Annotated in this window: 17 protein-coding genes and 3 pseudogenes; 18 read left to right on the top strand and 2 right to left on the bottom strand. The window is 34.3% G+C overall.

Going from position 1 to position 21184, the window contains the following annotated elements; genetic code table 11:
* Positions 1-88: 88 nt before the first annotated feature.
* A protein-coding gene (locus AAGD90_RS02670) for an IS630 family transposase (protein WP_156518142.1) occupies positions 89-948 on the bottom strand; the annotation gives its coding sequence in 2 pieces (ribosomal slippage) (positions 89-624 and positions 624-948; 861 coding nt in all).
* 56 nt (positions 949-1004) lie between these two features.
* Here AAGD90_RS02670 and AAGD90_RS02675 point away from each other — a divergent pair.
* The 12 genes and pseudogenes from AAGD90_RS02675 to AAGD90_RS02730 form a co-directional block, all read left to right on the top strand.
* Positions 1005-1283, top strand: a pseudogene (locus AAGD90_RS02675) (hypothetical protein); the annotation flags it as partial.
* Positions 1270-1734, top strand: coding sequence for a phage baseplate assembly protein V (locus AAGD90_RS02680; RefSeq protein ID WP_047759504.1), 465 nt, complete (start codon positions 1270-1272; stop codon positions 1732-1734). The pseudogene AAGD90_RS02675 and the gene AAGD90_RS02680, both read left to right, overlap by 14 nt.
* Positions 1731-1985, top strand: coding sequence for a PAAR domain-containing protein (locus AAGD90_RS02685; RefSeq protein WP_341822090.1), 255 nt, complete (start codon positions 1731-1733; stop codon positions 1983-1985). Before AAGD90_RS02680 ends, AAGD90_RS02685 begins: the two co-directional genes overlap by 4 nt.
* Positions 1969-3060: a YhcG family protein gene (locus tag AAGD90_RS02690; RefSeq protein ID WP_264735442.1), complete on the top strand. Its 1092-nt coding sequence runs from the start codon at positions 1969-1971 to the stop codon at positions 3058-3060. Before AAGD90_RS02685 ends, AAGD90_RS02690 begins: the two co-directional genes overlap by 17 nt.
* Positions 3061-3067: 7 nt before the next feature.
* Entirely contained in the window at positions 3068-3403 is a 336-nt protein-coding gene (locus AAGD90_RS02695) for a GPW/gp25 family protein (protein WP_264735441.1), read from the top strand.
* 2 nt (positions 3404-3405) lie between these two features.
* The gene (locus tag AAGD90_RS02700; RefSeq protein ID WP_341822091.1) at positions 3406-4206 is read left to right on the top strand and encodes a baseplate J/gp47 family protein; all 801 of its coding nucleotides are present in this window, start codon (positions 3406-3408) and stop codon (positions 4204-4206) included.
* Positions 4206-4472 (top strand): annotated as a pseudogene (locus AAGD90_RS02705) (phage tail protein); the annotation flags it as partial. The gene AAGD90_RS02700 and the pseudogene AAGD90_RS02705, both read left to right, overlap by 1 nt.
* A gap of 104 nt (positions 4473-4576) precedes the next feature.
* Positions 4577-5470: pseudogene (locus AAGD90_RS02710) on the top strand (phage tail protein); the annotation flags it as partial.
* 168 nt (positions 5471-5638) lie between these two features.
* Positions 5639-6340, top strand: coding sequence for an ankyrin repeat domain-containing protein (locus AAGD90_RS02715; RefSeq protein WP_341822092.1), 702 nt, complete (start codon positions 5639-5641; stop codon positions 6338-6340).
* A 37-nt stretch (positions 6341-6377) separates the two neighbouring features.
* Complete coding sequence (locus tag AAGD90_RS02720; RefSeq protein ID WP_341822093.1) at positions 6378-6842, top strand: ankyrin repeat domain-containing protein; 465 nt, start codon at positions 6378-6380, stop codon at positions 6840-6842.
* 13 nt (positions 6843-6855) lie between these two features.
* Entirely contained in the window at positions 6856-7302 is a 447-nt protein-coding gene (locus tag AAGD90_RS02725; protein ID WP_341822169.1) for a DUF2924 domain-containing protein, read from the top strand.
* Positions 7295-8758 (top strand): recombinase family protein, encoded by a 1464-nt coding sequence (locus tag AAGD90_RS02730; protein WP_341822094.1) that lies wholly within the window; start codon positions 7295-7297, stop codon positions 8756-8758. Before AAGD90_RS02725 ends, AAGD90_RS02730 begins: the two co-directional genes overlap by 8 nt.
* Before the next feature lie 406 nt (positions 8759-9164).
* Here AAGD90_RS02730 and AAGD90_RS02735 read toward each other — a convergent pair whose 3' ends face one another.
* On the bottom strand, positions 9165-12065 hold the full coding sequence (locus AAGD90_RS02735) for an ankyrin repeat domain-containing protein (protein ID WP_341822095.1): 2901 nt from the start codon (positions 12063-12065) through the stop codon (positions 9165-9167).
* 842 nt (positions 12066-12907) lie between these two features.
* Here AAGD90_RS02735 and AAGD90_RS02740 point away from each other — a divergent pair.
* The 6 genes from AAGD90_RS02740 to AAGD90_RS02765 all read left to right on the top strand — a co-directional run bounded on the left by AAGD90_RS02740 (position 12908) and on the right by AAGD90_RS02765 (position 21177).
* Positions 12908-14821 carry a hypothetical protein gene (locus AAGD90_RS02740; RefSeq protein ID WP_341822096.1) on the top strand — a complete coding sequence of 638 codons (1914 nt, stop codon included), beginning with the start codon at positions 12908-12910 and terminating at the stop codon, positions 14819-14821.
* A 318-nt stretch (positions 14822-15139) separates the two neighbouring features.
* A complete protein-coding gene (locus AAGD90_RS02745; RefSeq protein ID WP_341822097.1) occupies positions 15140-17236 on the top strand; it encodes a hypothetical protein in 2097 nt (698 codons plus the stop codon).
* A gap of 94 nt (positions 17237-17330) precedes the next feature.
* Positions 17331-18509, top strand: a complete 1179-nt coding sequence (locus tag AAGD90_RS02750; RefSeq protein ID WP_341822170.1) for a cytosine permease — start codon at positions 17331-17333, stop codon at positions 18507-18509.
* The gene (locus AAGD90_RS02755; protein WP_209473059.1) at positions 18478-19527 is read left to right on the top strand and encodes a DUF917 domain-containing protein; all 1050 of its coding nucleotides are present in this window, start codon (positions 18478-18480) and stop codon (positions 19525-19527) included. Before AAGD90_RS02750 ends, AAGD90_RS02755 begins: the two co-directional genes overlap by 32 nt.
* 1 nt (position 19528) lies before the next feature.
* Positions 19529-19726 (top strand): hydantoinase/oxoprolinase N-terminal domain-containing protein, encoded by a 198-nt coding sequence (locus tag AAGD90_RS02760; protein ID WP_341822098.1) that lies wholly within the window; start codon positions 19529-19531, stop codon positions 19724-19726.
* A complete protein-coding gene (locus AAGD90_RS02765; protein ID WP_341822099.1) occupies positions 19723-21177 on the top strand; it encodes a hydantoinase/oxoprolinase family protein in 1455 nt (484 codons plus the stop codon). Before AAGD90_RS02760 ends, AAGD90_RS02765 begins: the two co-directional genes overlap by 4 nt.
* The last annotated feature ends 7 nt before the right edge of the window (positions 21178-21184 follow it).

Below are 21184 nucleotides of genomic sequence, written 5' to 3' on the forward strand. Positions count from 1 at the left end.
TTACCCCGTACTAAAATTTCAGATATTATAGCCTTTTACTTGTTTCCGGACAACCTCTTATAGCATTTCTCATAATAGTCCGAATAGGTCATAGGAAGGCAGAATCAACAGCACGACGAAAGGATTCGAATAGAGGAATGTTTTTCCTGGCTCTGTTTTTTATAGCAAACCAATGATGCTCAATTTTGTTAAAATCTGGAGAATAAGGCGGCAGATACAAAATTTCTGCACCGACTCCTTTAGCGAGCTTGATAAGCTTATCAGACTTATGAAAAGTAGCATTATCAAGAATGACAGTTTGTCCAGGTTCTAAGATCGGTGCCAAAAATTGCTCAAACCATCCATTAAAAATATCCATATTACAGTGGCCTTCAAATGTTAATGGAGCAACTATCTTTCTTCTACTTAAGGCTGCAACCATGCTGATTCGTTGAGTTTTTTTTCCAGATTTTAGGGCATAAAATCGCTGTCCTTTCTGGCAATACCCATATGGATAGTCCTCCGTGTTATCAATCCCAGACTCATCTATATACACTAAGTTTTCTGGTTCTTTTGTTGCTATAATTTTTAAGAATTCAGCACGTTTTTCTTCGTTCCTTTCCTTGTATCCATATGTCTTTTTTTGCGCGTAAATCCAATTTTTCTGAGAGCTCGGTGGATCGTTTGGATACTAACGTTGCCCCAAAGTTTAGCCATTTCCGACAGAGTTTTTCTACCGTGTTTTTTAGCAAATTCGATAAACTTATTCCAGTCGATAATTTTCTGATTGTAACCTCCATTACCGAGTTTTTTTGACTGAAAGTCGCCTGTTTCTTTTTTTCTTTGCTGCCACTCCCACAAAGTAGTTCGTCCAATTTTAAATCTTGCTGCCACTGCTTCTCTGCTTTCCCCTTCGTCTAGTGCTTCCATTGCTTTTTTTCTTAAATCATAACTATATGCTGCCGGCATCCAACCTCCTTATCGCCATCTATCCTTAATCTTATCATATCCGGACTTCTGTGGAAAGAGCTATAGTTGATAGCACAATCGAAAATGCTCCTCTTATTGTCAGAACATTAGCTGCCGAGGTGGCAAAAGTTGTAAACAAAAATACATGGAATATAAAAAATGTTTCACCAGGAGAATTTATCTCTGCAGCAATTGACGGATTTAGACCCGAATTAGATGCATATTTGGTGTGGATGGTTGATTGGAGTCATCAGCTTCATTTAGGTAAATCGATATGGACAGAAAATAAGATTAAGCCACATACGATTATAATAGAAGAAAATGTTAGAGAGTAATTTTGCTATTTCAGAGCTGCAAAGAAAGTTAGCAAACATTGTACGAATAGGAGTTGTAAAAGAAGTAGATTATGAGAAAGCAAAAGTAAGAGTGAAGATAGGAGAACTTTTAACAGATTTTCTTCCATGGATAACTTCTAGAGCAGGAGAGGAAAGAAGCTGGCTACCACCAAGCATAAATGAACAGGTAGTAATATTGTCACCATTGGGAGAGTTATCATTAGGAGTAGTACTAGCTGGAATATATCAGCAAAATTATTCTGCTCCAGAGAATAGTGAAATGATTAACAGTTTAGTATTTCAAGATGGAACAAAGTTATTGTATGACAAGGAGAGCAAGAATCTTGAAATTTCTGTAGTGGATAAATTAAATTTCAAAGTAGGAAAATCAGAGATAGAAATGACAAAAAGTGGAATCAAACTGAAAGCAGAAAGGATCGACTTAAATTGAACAAAGGAATAGTGAGGTTAGGAGACTGCTGTGGAGAAGCTATACCACATTTCTGCATTAGCGGCAGTAACAATGTTTTTGTAAATGGTAAGCCAGTTTGCCGAAAAGGAGATAATTTTACAGAAGGTAGAGTATTAACTGAAGGATCAAAAAAAGTGTTTGCAAATGGCTATAGTATAGGAAGAGTTGGAGATTCAATATCTTGTGGTTCTAAAGTAATAAGTGGTAGTAGTAATGTTTTTTCAGGATAAAAATAAACCATCTGCTATACTTACCAAAAGTAAAGTTATGAATATGGATATAACTACTAGCCTATTAGGAGACATTAGTAATTTAATAGATAGAGCAAAGAATCATCTTTCTGTTCAATTCAATTCTACTCTAGTATTGTTAAACTGGGAAATTGGCTCCAGAATTGATCAAGATATTCTAAAGCACAAACGTGCAGATTATGGGAAGCAAATCATCTCCCAACTTGCAAAAGAACTTCAGATTAAATATGGACGTGGTTTTGATAGAGCGTCATTATTTCGTATGGTGCAATTTTCTAAATTCTTTTCTGATCAAGAAATTGTCGCGACACTGTCACAACAATTGAGTTGGTCACATTTTGTAGAAATTATTGCAATTTCTGATGAGCTGAAGCGTAATTATTATATAGAAATGTGTCGTATTGAAAGGTGGAGTGTTAGAGCACTACGTAGTAAAATCGATACTATGTTGTATGAACGTACAGCGCTAGCAAAAAAACCTGAAGAGTTTATAAGAAGGAGTATAAAAAATTTACGTGAAGAAAATATGTTAGCAACAGAATTCATTTTTCATGACCCATACTTCCTTAGCTTCATGGAATTGCCATCAAGTTATAGTGAGACTGATCTAGAAAATACAATCTTGGATGAATTGACAAAATTTTTACAAGAGTTTGGGAGTGATTTTTGTTTTGTAACACGTCAAAAAAGGATGAGTACTAAAACAACTGACAGGTATTTGGACCTGCTATTTTTTCACAGAGGATTAAAACGTCTTATAGCAATAGAACTAAAAATAGGTCGCTTTGAACCAGCTTATAAAGGACAGATGGAATGGTATTTAAATTGGTTAGATAAAAATGAACGAAAAGCAGGTGAAGAAAAACCGTTAGGGATTATTTTATGTGCTGATAAGGATCAAGAGGATATAGAATATCTTGAACTCGAAGGCTCTAATATTCATGTTGCACAGTATTTAACACAGCTTCCTTCTAAAGAAATTCTTGAAAAGAAGTTGAGAAAGGCTATTTCTATAGCACGTGAAAAACATGCAAGTATTAAGTCAGAGCCATGAAAAATATATGAGAGGAATGGATGCTAAAACAGGAAAAGCGTTAGAAGGAATAGAGCACTTAAAGCAATCGATAATTGATATACTGACCACTCCAGTAAACAGTAGAATAATGAGGAGAGATTATGGCTCAAGATTATTTGAATTGGTGGATAAGCCAATAAATAGAGATTTAACTTTGGAAATCTATGCAGCAACAGCAGAAGCACTGGGGAAATTTGAGAAGAGATTTAAGTTAGAAAAAGTAAAGATTGCTGAAGCTAAAGAAGGAAAAATGACTCTTGTACTTGAAGGTATGTATCTTTCAGAAGGCAAATTCATAGGTATTAGTGGAGTAGTTGTTTAGAAATGCAGACATCTAATATTATTGAAAAACTAAGCTATGAGGAAATCTTTTCCAGAATGAAGGAGGAGTTAGTGTGTAGAGATGAAACCTTTTCAGCGTTAGTAGAAAGTGACCCAGCGATAAAGGTATTAGAAGTAGCAGCATGGAGGGAATTGTTACTAAGACAAAGAATAAATGAATCAGTAAAGAGCAATTTACTAAAATTTGCGACAGGAGAAGATCTTGATAATTTAGCTGAGTTTTATGGAGTGGAGAGGCAAAAAGAAGAAGATGATGAACGATTTAGAAAAAGAATTAAAGCAAAGATAGCAGGTTGGTCAACAGGAGGAAGTAAGGAATATTATAAATATCATGCACTGTCAGCAGATAGTAGAGTAAAAGATGCACTAGTAGAATCACCTATACCAGGGAAAGTACAAATTTCAATCTTATCAACAGAATTATCCATAACTGGCATAGTGTTAGAAGAGCTACTTAAAATTGTAAGAAAGCAAGTTAATAGAGATGATATAAGGGTTTTAACAGATACAGTAACAGTAATTGGTTGCAATATTACGGAAATAGATATTGACAGCAGAATGAGCATGAGTTCTGTAATATCAAAGGAGGAAATTAAGGAACAGTTCATCGAGAAGTTTGAAGCAAGTAGAAGGCTGGGATGGAATGTTACAAAATCATGGATAATAGCGAATTTATTTGTAGATGGTGTAGAAAACGTAGAATTAATCGAGCCAAAAGAGGATGTTGTGGTTCTGGGAAATGAATGTGCAAATTTGAGAAATTTAAAGATTGAGTTGAATTAATGTTACTGCCACCAAATGCAACAAGGCAGGAAAGAGCGCTAGTAGATGCGATAGATTATAAAGTAGATCCAAACTGTATCAGAGGATTTAAGTTTAGTCTTAAAGAAGAAACATTGCCGTGGATAATAGAAGAATATGGTTTAGAAGAGATACTGCGTTGGGTAAAAGATAGAAGAAAAGCCGTAGTAGAAGGAGTAAAATTTCAAAGACTGAGAGGAACTCCAGCATCACTAAAAATAGCACTAAAATGGGCAAATATAGAAGATATAGCCTTTCTTATAATAGTCCGAATGCGATAAGATATGTGTTTATGGCTATAGCAGGCCAGTAGCATATTACGGTCTGTTCGGATTATTGTAAAAAGAGCTATATTACAATTATTGAAGAGCCACCCGGTAAACACTTTTTTGAGTTGCAAGTAGGGATAAAAGAGGTACCAAATGACTTTTTCGTAGATGCAGTAGTAGAGCTGGCAAAACTATCACTGCCTGTAAGATCCAGATTGATGAGGATTTTTAACGATTATTATAATGTGCAGAGATTTATATTGGATGAGAGTTTATTTGGAGATCTTCTTTCTGATTATTCAGGGGTAAAAATAGAAAAAGATGGACCAGTGTTATCATTTGGAAGAGTAAATTTTTTCAGGTCTAGTGGTCCAGTTATTAGGATTATAGAAAACTATCTACGCGATCATTATGAACGAGCTTTAAGCAATGATATATATCGCCTAGATGTAGCAATCCTTGGAGAAACCGAGCCTCACACAAAGAATTATAACGGTATTTATGAAAGAAATCATTTGTGGTACAACTTAAAAGCACTATATCCATTACCACAGAGTTTATTACCATCGATTAAATTTGCAAAAGCGCAGATAGTATTATCAGACAGTTGGGATTTAGAAGACATAAATACGTGCTTTCCAGTTAGTAGCGTAGAAGAAAGAGGAAATAAATTTGTATTGGGAAGCGATAAACTTTCAGGGCAATATTGGAATTTAAAACACAAGCCAATTTTAGAAAGATTTAGCGTTACTCACAACTATAAAGTAGAAAATTATACAGATCAGAAGGTCAGAAAATATGTTTTAGCAGAACACAACGTTTACTATAAAAATGATTTGGATTCAGAGCAAAAAGACTCAATACACGAATTAGAAAAGCACATTTTAGTATTTTACCCGGGAGTACTAAAGTGGCACGAACATCGACATTTGCACAGAAGTTGGAAAGATAGTCGAATAATATCTCTAATAAGTTAAGTACTTATATTTAGATCCTCATATATTATATTAATAACAGGTAAAAGTGTATGAAATAAAAAGAAAAAGACTTGCTTTCTCATGCTAAAAAGGACATGACTTGAATAGCAGCAGGTAAATATAAGAAATTTGTCTGGCGCTAGAAAAGCTAATTTTGTGAGGTATGAAATGAGTTTTAGCAAGAGTAAGTTTTTTAAAGAAGTATCAAGTAAAGATATTAATAGAAGAAATGAAGAAGGAGAGACGATATTACATCAAGCAGTAGAAATCTCCAATTACAAAACAATAAGGTTATTAATAAAAAAAGGGGCAGAGGTAAATGCAAGAGATAAAAATGGTTATACACCTCTACACTGTGCAGTATTCGCAAAGAGTTTAGAAAATGTAAAAGTGCTGCTAAGGTCGGGAGCAGAAGTAAATGCCACTCAATATGTCAGTGGATGTACGCCACTCCACTCTGCGTGCAAGATGGGAGGAGCAGGAGTTGAAATAATAAAAGAGCTGGTAAAGGCTGGAGCTGAAGTTAATCAACTGAATAAGTACGGCGCAACGCCAATGTATTACATCTGGGAAAGTGAAAAGTATCGTCTATGTGATAGCAAAGAGAGTGAAAAGGCGAGTAAATTTTTGAGAGAAAAAGGAGGAATAACAAAAAGTAGAGAACTGACGTGCTATGGAATAGAGGGGCTAGTGGGAGAAATAGCAGACATGTTGAATGGAAGCTACATGCCGGAGCTAAAAATAATAGAGATAGGAGAAATAAGGAAGAGAGACAAATCGCTAATAAAGAAAGAATGTCAAAATTTAGCAAGCAAAATAATGAGCCAAGTGAATGAAATGATTAATGAGGTGGTGAGAAGGAAGGCTTAAAGGAGGGACTTAATTTTAAAGAAAGGTGGGGTAGATTATGATAAAGCTTGGTAAGAAAGAGAAATCTCTATTAGAGAGTTCATTTAAAAATATTTATGCAAGAGACGAAAAAGGAAGAACAGCTCTACATTGTGCAATAGACGCAAAAACAGTGAGGTTATTAATTGAAAAAGGAGTGAATGTGAATGCAGCAGATGCAAGAGGATATACAGCACTGCATCTAGCGGTAACGGAGAAACGTCTAGAAGCCGTGAGAGAATTGATAAAATCAGGAGGGAATGTAAATGCTGAGGAATATGGAAATAAATGCACACCGCTGCACCTTGCATGTATGGTGGGGAAAGTGGAAATAGTAAAAGAGTTAGTGGAAGCAGGAGGAGAAATAGAGCAAGAAGATAAATTTGGAATGACAGCGATGGATTATGCGAAAAACAGTAAAGAAGTAACTGAAGTATTGAAAAAAGAAACAGACAGAATTGAAAAGTTATTTGAGAAATTGTGAGAGGCTAAAAGATATGGAAAAAAGTGTAGAAATAGAAAAGAAAGTAATGAATTTAGAGAGAAAACCTTTGGGTGAGCTCAGAAAAATGTGGAAGAAGGTATATGGAAAAGAAGCGCCTAGATACTCAAAGAAATATCTGATACCGAGATTAGCTTATAGAATGCAGGAAAAAGCGTATGGAGAAATGTCAAGAAAGGGAACAAAAAGACTAGAGTATCTGGCAGATCGGCTAGAGAAGGGAAAAAGAATAAGTAGCGATAAATTACCAGTAGAAGGGACAGAATTAATACTAGAGAGAGGGGAAGAGACGCATGCAGTAATGGTAACAGATAAGGGTTTAATCTACAGAGAAGAATTTTTTACGTCATTATCAGCAGTAGCCGGAAAAATAATGGGAATGAGTTACAATGGGCCGCTCCTATTCGGTTTGCGTGATCAAAAGGGAAGGGAAAATGTGTAAAGGGATAAGATGTGGAATATATACGAGAAAGTCAAATGAAGACGGTCTGGAACAAAAGTTTAACAGTCTTGATGCCCAGCAAGTAGCATGTGAAAAGTACATAAAGAGCAGAGAAGGCTGGGTAGCATTGGCCAAGAGTTACGATGATGGAGGCTATTCAGGAAAGAATTTAGAAAGACCAGCGATAAAGGAGTTGTTTGGAGATGTGAAGGCAGGAGAAGTAGATTGTGTAGTAGTATATACATTAGACAGACTATCAAGGGAAACAAAAGACAGCATAGAAGTTACATCATTTTTTAGAAGGCATAGAGTAAATTTTATAGCAGTAACACAAATATTTGATAATAATACGCCAATGGGAAAGTTTGTACAAACAGTGTTATCAGGAGCGGCACAACTAGAAAGAGAGATGATAGTAGAGAGAGTAAAAAATAAAATAGCAACATCAAAGGAACAAGGTCTATGGATGGGAGGAACTTTGCCGCTTGGATATGATGTAAAAGATAAAGAATTAATAATAAATGAGAAAGAAGCAAAGTTGGTAAAACATATATTTGAGAGGTATATAGAGCTGAAGTCAATGGCAGAATTGGCAAGGGAGTTAAATAGCCAAGGTTACAGAACAAAATCAGATATCTTTAAAAAGGCGACGGTGAGAAGAATAATAACAAATCCAATATATATGGGAAAAATACGGCATTATGACAAACAGTATGAAGGAAAACATGAAGCAATAATAGAAGAAGAAAAATGGCAAAAAGCGCAGGAATTGATAAGTAATCAGCCATATAGAAAAGCAAAATATGAGGAAGCACTGCTAAAGGGAATAATCAAGTGCAAGAGCTGTGATGTAAATATGACTCTGACATACTCAAAAAAAGAGAACAAAAGGTATAGATATTACGTATGCAACAATCACTTAAGGGGGAAGAATTGTGAATCAGTAAATCGAACTATAGTAGCTGGGGAAATAGAAAAAGAAGTGATGAAAAGAGCCGAATGCTTATATGGGGATGGAGAAAATTTAAGCTTCAGAGAACAGAAAGAAGCAATGAAAAAATTAATAAAGGGAGTAATGGTAAAAGAAGATGGAATAGAAGTGTGTTCTGAATCAGAGGAAAAATTTATACCAATGAAGAAGAAAGGAAACAAATGCATAGTAATCGAACCAGAAGGTAAAACAAATAATGCACTATTGAAGGCAGTGGTGAGAGCCCATCTGTGGAAACGGCAATTGGAAGAAGGAAAATATAGAAGTGTGAAAGAGCTGAGTAAGAAAATAAACGTAGGTACAAAACGTATACAGCAAATTTTAAGATTAAATTATTTAGCACCAAAGATTAAGGAAGATATAGTAAATGGGAGGCAGCCAAGGGGTTTGAAGTTAGTTGATTTAAAAGAAATACCGATGCTGTGGAGTGAGCAAAGGGAGAAATTCTATGGTCTTGATTTATAAAAGCAACAGAAAAGGGCCACACAAAAAGATGTTGAAATTGATATAGAAAAGTAAGTCAATGTTACAGAATCAATTATGCGAAAATATCAATATAAATAATGAAGATTTTAGCATATCAGATGCAATAGTGATAAAAAATGTATCCAACTTTAACTGCATATTTTAATAGTAGATTTGGAGGAAAATTCTGTAAACATCAAAAAAAGCAATACTCTAAACTTCAGCACACAACTCCACGAAGTAGTACATGTCGAGCAATCTATAGCCTCTTTGAATCTGAAAGTGTACTTGAAAATTCATAAGCACTAAGTAAGTTTTTTAAGTAAAATAATTTCTTTTTTAACTTAATAAATAAACTTTCCCCTTCATTGTTGTGTAACAAGTCATATACAAAGCTATGGTCTACTTACAAGCAGTGCCTTATGTTGGCTTTTTCTATTTTTAACTCATCCATACTACAGCTTGGCAAGCTTGAATAGCATAAGGAATCTTTTTGTTCTTGCGTTTGTTTTGCCAAGGCCTTATTTCTATAAAGTAGGGGTTGAAAATGATCATGGCCTCCATTTACCATATGTAAGGCACTATTGTGACTATAATCTATCTTACCTGCTTTTGATCCTGAGCTATCTATTAACTGATGCAAGAACGGATCTTGTTGCTTATCAATAGTGTGCAATGGGTTACTTTCTGCAACATGCAATTTCACACCATACTTATCACAAAGTACTCTGCCCTCGATATCGGAACGTCCCCAAAATTCATTCTTTCCAATGCTATTGATATATTGGTTACACGTAATTCCACGATTTACGAGCTCACTTTCAACCTCATCAAAGTCATTGCCAATTTTACTTATAAACCACTCTGGAGGATTGTCTTGCGCAAATCTCTTACACTCATTCCTTAACTGCTCTACAGTAACTTTGATTCCCTTCTGTTGTTCTAGACTTTGCCTGAATGAATCAAAAAAACAGCTTCCATTATTGATTGCGTGCCCTAAATAGAAGTCATCAGGTATGTTTGATTTTTGCTCTTTATCACCTTGTTTTTCTACCTTTTCAATAATTCCTTCCTCTAAACCAAAAATCTTACTCCAGTTGTATTTACCTTCTAACCCCAATTTTTTACTTTCCTTTTCTGCTGCTTTAGCTAAGTCTGTTTTAGAAATATCCCCTTTTTCTTCATAGAACCTAGATAAAGTTTTAAAGATGTCTATCAGGTAAGTTTTTATGTCAAAATTCTTCTCCTTTTGTACAATATTAGACTCAATATTGCGTAAATCTTGTAATAACTTATGCCTTCTAGCAATTTCCTCCATAGAATCCCTTCTTAACTCTTCACGTTCTGTCCATTTGTTGTTAGACTCGCTTATTACTTCAGGACGCATTAATTTTCTAGACCTTTCAAAATATCCCTGTTCAATAGCATTGTAGACCGAGTAGCCACCGAGCGCGCAATCATTGCCTAACTCTTCTTCGCGACCTTTGAATTTTTCTAATATTTCTTCTCTATTACTCACTTCTACTATAATCTTGCTTTTATCCTGTATGTCAGGATACAGTCTAAGGTCTATATTTCCCAAACTAGTATAGAAAGTTAATACTATATCGCTGCCTTCTGTAAGATCTGTGTAATACCTTATGCCGTTTTCGGTTATAATTTCCATCTTACTTTTGCCAATTTTTATTATATCCCTTCTATATGATTCCTGAATTAGTTCCAGATTTCTTGTTCTATCTGTGATTCTTGCAACATCTATTATACTATCCTCTGAGTATTCTAAGTAAAATACATTATTATCGATTTTTCCATCATATAGTTGACCGCTGGTAGCAGCCTTTGCAATTCTAAAAAATTCCTCAGTATTACTAACATACTCTAAATGAGCACTGATCATATTAGCCTTATGAGCTTTGAACTTTAATTCTATTGTATCAATGACTTTTAAACTTTCTGACCTTTTTAACTTTGCTCCTCTTGATATTAATGTACATACTATATCACTGGCAATTCCATAGCTTCCTTCTAGCTGAGCAATTTTTTCTAGTACGTGATCTGCAAAGTAATAATCTTTGTCTTTAGCAAAATTTAATCTCATTCCAGAAGCTATAATCTCATTTACAACTTCTTGTAATTCAATCATGCTTTTAGCTTTTACTACCTTACTTAAAAACTCATTGCGTTTAGCAAGGTAATTTATTTGATAAATCTCTGATAAAAAACTATCGCATTTTTCATAATTGTCTTGTTTTTTACCTATAAAATCAGCTGCTCCTGCTTTTAAGAGCAAGGCTTTTACATTAGGAAATTGACGAGATGGCGAATCAAGAAGTACTGAACTATCATCCTTAACATTTAAAACTATCTTTAAGTCGTTGTCATTTTCATATTGATTTAAAAACTTTCTTAGATTTTCAACCTCTGGATCATAAGCATTATCCCAATCTTCATCAGAACTTGTAGCGAGAAGCATTTTACCTAGTTGCTCTCTTAATTTTTTTTGACTATTAGTTAATAAACATCCTATAATGTTGTCATTATCAATTGCAACTTGCAGTGGAGTTTTTCCATCGTTATTTTTTATGCTTAAATCAGCTCCTTTGCTTATGAGCAAATCCATAGTTTTTCTGCTTTGATCACTACACTTAGCAGCATAATAGTGTAAAGGTGTGTTACCTTTTTCATCTTGTATATTTGGATCAGCTTTTGCATCTAAGAGATACCCAAGATCTTCATATCCACTAGAATAAATAGCAGTATCATGCAAAAGTGTTTTACCTTTATTATCCTGCATATTTAGATCAGCACCAGCTTTGAGAAGAGAAGGAATAATTTCGTCGTATTCGAGAAACACGTTCAATATTGTTGTTCCTAGATGCCCTCTTTTTAGATTAAGAACGTACTTCAGGTCTTTATTTTTCTCGTTACTTTCTAAAAACTGCTTAAGATTTGAAAATGAGTCATAATTTCCCATATTAAAATCTTTTATAATACTATTGAGTAATTTTTGATTTAACTTTTTTTGACTCTCTTCCAGTCTTAAGTTAGGTGCATGAATAAGCCACTCATCTATTAAATCCTCTAAGTATTTTTTATCATCTATCAAACTTCTATCAGCCGAAAATAAATCTCGCTTAATGAATTCATAATAACTATCTACTGGTAATCCAGTTGCTTCTGTTTTTGGGCTACCTATTTCTGAAAACTCTTGTCCAGCACTTAGGTCACACTTCAGTTTTTGCTCATCAGTGTGTTTGCTTTGTTCACTGATAGGTTCTGCAATATATTTTACTGACCCTGTATCCATATTACCTCCTAGCTCTAGATATAGAATATATTATATAGAATGTGTAGTATGTGTCAAGTTAATTTCAACATAATCTTTTTACTACTCATATTTTTGTTAAGTTTTTATGGTGAGTACTGCTAGGTTAAAAGTTGTTTATTACTGGAAGTTTTAGCCAATTTTACTATAGATCAACAAAATTGAGAACACCAGCTATATTTAATATATAGGAATATGATGCTTTAAAGGAGTACAAAAACTGCTGAAGCTTATACAGTAACCTGCGGAGCCACTTCAGCAGAATAAACAAACATATGCTAGTATTAGTAGAGAATTATTTATAAGTCAACTAACTTTTTAAAAAAATATTTTAGTGAAGATACCATGCTAGCTAGTGTTATAAGGAATTGAATTATTGACTCTTCCTAAGATTGCAAAAAAGGTCGTATATTTGTGAGAACAAGCCGCGTAAAAATAAGGTTATAAAAATAGAAGATTTAAATTATTTCAATAAGCTTAGGCAAAAAAGTTCGTATGTAGATATGGATGAAATGGGCTAATATAGCTAGTTTTAGCGTATAGTTAAATTGTTATATTAAAAAGTTCGTATGGTACATATGGTAGTCCAATCCATCCCAAAACAAACTCTTCTCACGACCCTTGGTTTTGAATGCTGGAAATGGTTGTGTTATTTGAGTTAGTGGTAATTAATGTTAAAGAGTGAAAATTAGTTTATTTGGAAATAAAAGGAAAATTCATTGCAATTCTATATTTAAAATAGAATAAAGCTCTTTTTGCATCATGTATTAATAAAAAAATATATTTTTTTGCGTATCCTTTCGTTTTAATTAATATGAAGTGATATGACACCTAATGTAGAGTTTAAAGATAATCACGGCACATCAATATCAAATTTGGAAAATGTTAAAATTATAACCTTGAGCGATGAGAAAGGTAATAAGTATACTTTAGATGCAAGCAATGGTAGTCTGGAATTAAAATATAAACAAGATGGTCAAGGTGAAATAAGCTATAAAGTAGGAGGTTTAGCGGCAGCTTTTAAAAGTCTACTTGATATGAAAAGTACTAACAATGATGAACATACAGTACTTGAAGAGAAGTTAGCAGAAAAGTCCATAGTGGAGGCGATATTTTATGCAAAAGATTTTGATAAGGGTGATAGAATCTCTAACTTGATACTAGATAGTACATTTTCTAGGCGAGATGTTCTGCCTGCTTACCTAAATAAAAAGGCTGATGTTGAAAATGTATATACTAAGGAAGAAGTAGATGAAGGATTAAATAAAAAGGTTGATGTTGAAAATGTATATACTAAGGAAGAAGTAGATGAAGGATTAAATAAAAAGGTTGATGTTGAAAATGTATATACTAAGGAAGATACAGATAGAGGATTTATTTCTCGTGACAGTGACGGAATCAATAGATTAGCAAGGGAATTATTTTATAAACATGATCCCAATGCAACTTCAATTTTAGTTAATACATTAGGGAAGCTTCTTGATGAAAAATATGAAATATATGGTGATAATAAAACAGCAAAAGATTTTTTGGCAGAAAAGGGTAATTTTGCTAAAGCTGATGGCTCTAATATAAAAATTTTAGAATTCACGAAAAAAATACTTGATGCAACAGAGGATATAGGAGATGGGAAAAAGAAATCAATTTTAGTGGAGAAATTAGGCAGATTTCTTGATCAAACTGCTGATAACGAAAATGCTTATGATGGTAAGATAGCAAAAGCTTTTTTAGGAGACAAGGGGATGCAGGGATCAAAAGGTGCAGATGGTCCTCAAGGTCCGGCAGGTAGAGATGGAAAAAGCCCATCAATTGAGGAAGTCGCTGTACAGCTACTTACTGATGAAAATAAAGATATATTGGGAAAAACAGTACTTGATATAACTGATAGCACTGGTCAAAATCTTGCTACTCATGTTGCTAATAAAATAAATCTTAATTCGCAGGATTTTATAAATAAAGCTGATCCAATAAAACTCGCTGAGTTGCTTTTTAATAAAAGTAACTTAGATCAACTTGCAGCCAAAAAGATTGCCGAAGATAAAGTTAGCTCGTATAAGATTTCTGAACTAGTATTTAACGATGCTAAGAATGCACTAGCAGAGAATTATCAGTGGGATCAAAAGAGCTTTATTGAAGATATAATAAAAAATGTCGGCACTTCTAGGTTAGCTGAGTTGTTATTTAATGCTGGCAGTATAGAGAAAGGTGAAGCAAAAAGAATTACTGAAGGGAAGGTTAGCCCTGAAAAATTAGCTGAATATTTGTTTAATGCAAGTGGCTTAGGCGATAATATAGATGAGTCGAAGACGTTAGTCAATAACGTAACCCAGCACCTTTTGAATACCAAGGTAGATGAAATAGGGAAAGCGGTTGTGAAGGATAATGAAAATAGAGAGATCTTAGCAGGTAGTCGTATTTTGCAGGAAGGAGTGGCAGAAAAATTAATTAGTAGCAACACAAATAAATTGGGACAAGCTATTCTGAATGTGAAAAACAAATTTGGTAATGACGCAAAACCTGTGCTGGAAACTCATCTTGCCAATAACAGCAGCTTTCAGGAAGCTGTGGCAGGAAATCAAGATTTAAGGACTGCAGTAACAGCTAATTTTGGGAGCAATAGAGATTTTTGCAATATTGTAACAAGAGATCTTAGTAGAGATGAAGAAAGTCTGTTAATTGATAGGCTGCCTTTTTATGAAATTCCAGATGATCCAAATGCTCCGCTTTCTTGGAATTAGTAATGTAATTTTTGCTAGACCAACGGATTCCAAGAAAAACTCTTCTCACGCTTGTTTGTTAATTAGGCAAAAAGTAGAACCATATTATTAATTTAATAATAAAAAATATGGAAATATATATCTATTGAAAAATATTGTTATTTATCATAAAAAAATAATTTACTTTGCTTATTTTTTCTGCTATCAAGCAGGTAGCTTGGTTTAGTGAGTTATAGCCTTTCTTATAATAGTCCGAATGCGATAAGATATGTGTTTATGGCTATAGCAGGCCAGTAGCATATTACGGTCTGTTCGGATTATTGTAAAAAGAGCTATAATATGTTAGCAGTGGGTAAAGGGTCAGGTGTTAGTAGAGAGCCTATTTCCGTTTTTTGTCAGATAAAAAAGGCAAAAGGTGAGAAGCGAAAAGAACTCGAGGAACTTTTAAGTAAGCTAAAAAAGGAGTTTCCTGGGAACTATAAAATAGGGGCTGCTGTAGGTGCAGGAGATTGCTTTTTTGATTCTGTTGCTCAAGGATTGAATGAACTAAAAAGTAATGGTCTGATTACAAGTAGTGAAGAGTTTAACGTAAAGTCTTTACGGAAAAGTTGTAAACAATATGCAAAACAATCAAAGAGCAGTTCATGGTTGAATAAAGCTTTAAAAAAAGAAGATGATAACATTATAAGAGATGTTTCACGTATTGAATTTACTGTAAAAGATGTTAAAGATTTAAGCCTTAATTCATTAATGAGAAAACTAGAGTTAGAAGATGCTGTATGTGGAAGAAACGAAATTGAAGGAAAAATAATATGTGAGAAATATAATGTGAAAATTAAAGTTATAGAATTGCATGAGAAATCGGTAGATGGATTACATATTACTACAGATGAAGTAGGCACAGGTGATAATGTTGTTTATATAGTGAATTACAGCAACCATTTTGTACCACTTCTTAGTAACATCGAAAAGGACATAGAGGATGATATGCCAGTTTCTAGAGAAAAAATTTACGGCGTTTCATCCAATACATCAGAGAAACCCAAAGCAGAAAAAAAAGATCTTAATGAAATCTTGGCTCGTTGCGAAGAACTCATATGTGACAAATGTGACAAAGGTGAAGATATCTTTGAGTTACTAGATCCTCTTGTATCAGATAGCCTATGTCAAATTCGTCCCTTATTTATTCTTTCTATGTTGCCTAAGTTCTGCAAAGAAGGTAAGCTTTCTCGTGATGAAGTCAAAAACTTAACAAAGAAAGAAAAAGATCTATTTTTACCTGTAATTCTGCTCAGTTTGTTAAAATATAGAAAAAAAGATAAACTTGGTATTGCAGTTTTGGAAGAATCGATAGATAATTTTGGTGGTGTTTCTCTTGGTAAAGATAAGGAGGAAGAACTCATTGCCAAAATGAAAAGCGAAATTAACTTACATTCTATAGAATATATAAAAAATATTGCAAATGAAAGAGTTCAGAAAATATTGGGCACATGTAAAGGTGTTCTACTGTATTCAAAACATAATATTACCCTCAAGGTATTACCTTGTTACATTAGTGTCTATGCAGTAATCAGCTGTATGGAACAAAAAGGGCTGCCAATCATTATTTCGTTAGTGAGAATTAATAGAGTAAATGATCAGCTTAGTATAGATAGTAAAGATGTGCTTTTTTACAAGTTCCAAGCAGAAAATAAAAAAACGTTTTATTATAAAAAGGAGGAAGATGTTGATGAAAATGAAAAAGTACAACCAACTCTTGCTTTTTTTTGTTTTAGCTTGATTAATGGAGAATGTTCTAAAGAATATAAGGAGTATGCCGATGGTACACAAGTACCGTCAAAGAAATTTCTAACAGAAGATTGTGATATCAGAAATATTCTTATGCTCCATCCTGCAGGTCATATTCAATTACCACTATGCACTAAACTTCCTGAAGAAGATAAACCATCTAAAGATGAGGAAAAACTTAGAAAGTACGTAGAAAGCTTATATGAGAAGTGCCCAGATGGCTCAGTAGAATTACAAGATCCATTAGTAGATGACTTTCATTCAATAGATAAAGATTTCCTTGGTTATAATAATATGCATGTTAATTTTGCGAGGAGATTTGGTATAAAAGATACACGCTATTCACATCATGTTAAGGTTGGAAATTTAGCCAAAGTAACGCGGAGAAGTGAAAATGCTCTTTTTGCTATACATCATATATGTTTATCAAACTATTCAAGGGAACGTGAGTATCAAAAGAGCTTAGCTCCTGATGCCAAAGTTAACATGGAGGAGGATATAAAGGTTGATAAGGCCACTGAAAAAGCCAAGGAAGTCCTTCGCCAGTTGCATGCTGATACTGGAGCAGGTCCTAGTACTAAAGTTGACGAGACTGAGACTTCAAAAGCTCAAAGAGGACTAACTAACTTAAGAATGAATCTCCTTTGATTGTTTTGTAGGTGATAAGTTGAAGTATACTAGTCAAACATACATAGATCTTACCGCGATTCAAGCAGGTGCAGTCTTTTGTGTACCTGCTTTCATGTTGGGGTATATGCTTACTACCAAATATGGTGTTACTTCTAGCTTAATTTCTATAATTATAGCAAATCTTATACTGACAATTTTGGGGTTGTGTTTTGCTGTATTGTCAGTAAGAAGACCATGCAATACCATAGAACAAGTATTACACTATTTTGGTGTTCACGGTACATGGCTATATGGATTAGGTATTATAATGTGTTTAGTGTTCTGGTTTTCTATTCAACAAAACATTATGGTGAACACTATTATAGAATTTCCTCTATTAAAAATGAAAGACTTACCATATGTATTCGTTGCTACTAATTGTATCATTGGTTTCGCTATTACACTTCTTGTAAGCAGAGGTATCACTGCATTAAAGAGCTTTGCAAATATTGCAACGCCTTTTCTTATCATAGTTACGATAATCGCAATATTGCAACTTTTTTACAAGCACACCTTACCTGATATTATACTTACATCTAATATGACATTAAAAGGCGTACCGCTTATAATTGCAGCATCTTTAGGTGCTATTTTCGATATCCCAACATACTATCGTTTTGCACGAACAAATCTCGATGCATATGTAAGCGTTATACTTACCTTTTTCATATGTTATTTTTTCGTTATAGGCACAGGAGTCTATTTTGCTCTTTGTGTGCCAGATTCAAGTTTTATAGAGGTATTATTGAGCAGCGGAAATGATTTGTGGAAGTTATTGTGTATTCCGTCTATAATTCTTTTATGCTGGACTACTAATAACTTAAACTTGTATTCTGCTGGTGTAAACGTTAATTTTTTGTTACCCAAAGTTTCATTACCGTTCTGCATAACAATTATAGGGATTGTTGGTACAGTACTTTCATGTACTAATATAATACTAAAATTTGAGGAGTTACTTAATGTAATTACCATTGTCATAGGAAGCCAAGGATCTGTTATTGTAACCTGTTTTGTGCTGGATAAATTACAACCTATACAATATACGTCTTCAGCACAAAAAACCAATCTCATTTGTGCAATATTTGGTATTATATATGGTTTGCTTTCGTTACTTAAGGTGCATGATATAACAACTGGTTTTATTTACACCGATGCAGCAATTGTATCATCTTTTGCTGTTCTATGCACACGCACTTTTCTGTTTATTTATAAGAACTATTGTGAAAAAAATAAACCAACTAACTCTCAATAATATAGAAGCTCTTTCTTTAGGGGCTGGATTATTAGGCTCAGGAGGTGGAGGTAATACCTATTATAATAAGCTTAGTACACAATATAAAATCGAACTCCATGGCGAGGTAGCTATTACAGATATAGATGAGTTGGAAGATGATGCTCTAATTATGCCCATTGGTTTTATGGGTGCACCTCTTGTAGCTGCAGAAAAATTACCCAGTAAAGAGTGTCACTCATTAATCGATGTATTTACGTTATATTATAAGAAAGAACCTACGGCACTTATACCAGCGGAAATAGGAGGAAGTAACGCTTTTACACCATTCCTTGCAGCAGGTAAAGTCGGGATTCCTGTTATAGACGGAGACTTAATGGGCAGAGCATTTCCATCATTGAATATGGTATCACCTAATTTATATGGCATTTCTTGTTGTCCTGCATTTTTTGCAGATAGCTTAGGTAACACTATAATTATGCATATTGAAAGCAGTGACCACCTCGAAAGGGTTGCGCGCGCGGTGACAGTGGCATGTGGTTCAAGCATAGGTGTTAGCTGTTACCCTATAACAGGTCAACAAGCAAAGCAAGTTATTTGTAGAAACAGTATCTCCTATGCATGTTTTCTAGGTAATATTATACTGGAAGCACGAGAACGAAAAATATGTCCTATAAAAGCGTTATGCGATAAGCATGCATTGCTGTTGGGAGAGGGAATTATAAGAGATATAGATCAGTCAATTAAGGGAGGGTTTCTTTCAGGAAATGTATCTATAGAAGGTTGTAATAATATGTTGACCATCATTTATCAAAATGAATATCTTGCAGTGTATGATGGTTCCGATTGTGTTGCTGCAACACCAGATATCATTGCTGTTCTTGATAAAGATACTGGATATCCAATAGCTTCTGAAGCTTTAACATATGGAATACGTGTATCAGTGCTAAAATTTCCTTCTCCCACGTTATGGACAACACCAGAAGGACTGGCAATAGTAGGTCCTGAAGTGTTTGGTCTTTCTGAAAAAAGGAGGTGATATGGATTATAGAATAGGAATCGACGTTGGTGGCACAAATATTGACGCTGTACTTGTAAAGGATAATGGTACAATAGTTATAGCTCTTTTTACAATAATCCGAACAGACCGTAATATGCTACTGGCCTGCTATAGCCATAAACACATATCTTATCGCATTCGGACTATTATAAGAAAGGCTATACTTCTTGTAAAGTGATTGCTACGAAAAATATTTCTGAAGGGGTTTTACGTGTATTATCCACATTGTATGAGCTTCATCCTTTTGATAAACAGAGAATTTTAGCTGTATCTATAGGAACCACGCACGCAACTAATGCGGTTTTGCAAGGATCTGAACTATACAAGGTAGGTGTGATTCGCATTGCAGGTCATAAACCTTCACTTCCACCTGCATACTCGTGGAACGCACAGACACGTAGTACATTGTATATTGGAGAAAAAGTTATTAATGGAGGGTATGATTGTGATGGTAGTTGTATAACTAAGCTTTCTATTTCTGAAGTACGCTCTGCCATATACGAGTTGCACAATAAAGGAGCAGAAGGATTTGCAGTAGTGGGAGTGTTTTCTCCTCTATATTGTGAACAAGAGAACATAGTAGGAAATGAGATCAAAGAAATTTTAGGGAAAGCTTTTCCATTTACGTTATCACATAAGATTGGTGGAGTTGGTTATATCGAAAGAGAGAATTCAGCTATACTTAATACTGCTCTTATAAAAGCGATGAATGCAGGGTTTAAAGATTTGCAAAATATATTAAGCATTTTCGGGTTAACATGTCCTTTGTTTATTACTCAGAATAACGGTACTATTATTACTTTAGAAGAAGCACTGCAGTACCCTATATTGACTATTTCATCAGGCCCTACTAATTCTTTTGTGGGGGCAGCACGTCTTGCTTGTAAAAATGAATGTGTAGTTGCAGATATTGGAGGAACATCAACAGACGTAGGTATAGTGCTAAACAATTTTCCGCGGCGTTCGCTTTATAATTCTTCTATTGGTGGTATTACACTCAATTGTGCTATGCCTGATATTTTGTCTATTGCATTAGGAGGTGGCAGTTATATAGAAGCAAAAGATGATAAAGTTAATATAGGACCTGAAAGTGCAGGATATCTAATAAAGCAACATGCAAAACTATGGGGAGGCAGCAAGATAACTCTCACTGATATGGCACAAGCTTTAGGGCATGTTAATTTTTCTTCTGTTAAGTTTACTAAACAGGAAGCTATGTGTGCAAAGCGTATTATGAGCGAAATAGTATTGAAGCTTGAAAAACTTTATCAGAAAATTTCTGGACCGCATGCTGACCTTCCTTTTATCATTGTAGGTGGTGGCGCTATGTTGCTTGCATCACCGTTTTTACCAAAATATGCGTTCATTCCTGAATATGCTGAAGTTGCAAATGCTTATGGAGCTGCTTTTGCAGAGGTTTCGGTAACAAAGGATACTGTAGTTTCTTTAACTGATAGAGAAAATGTGTTGAAAAATATAAGAAACGAAGCTAAGGGTGAAATATCACTGCTATATAAAGTGAATCCTAGTTCAATTCGCATTGTATATGAAGAAATTATTCCCTATCATTATATACCCAATAATCTTGCACGTGTGCGTATTACTGCTGCTAGCCCTTGGATATCGTAAACCTTGT

The organism is Wolbachia endosymbiont (group A) of Ischnus inquisitorius, assembly GCF_964026985.1.
Taxonomy (GTDB): domain Bacteria; phylum Pseudomonadota; class Alphaproteobacteria; order Rickettsiales; family Anaplasmataceae; genus Wolbachia; species Wolbachia pipientis.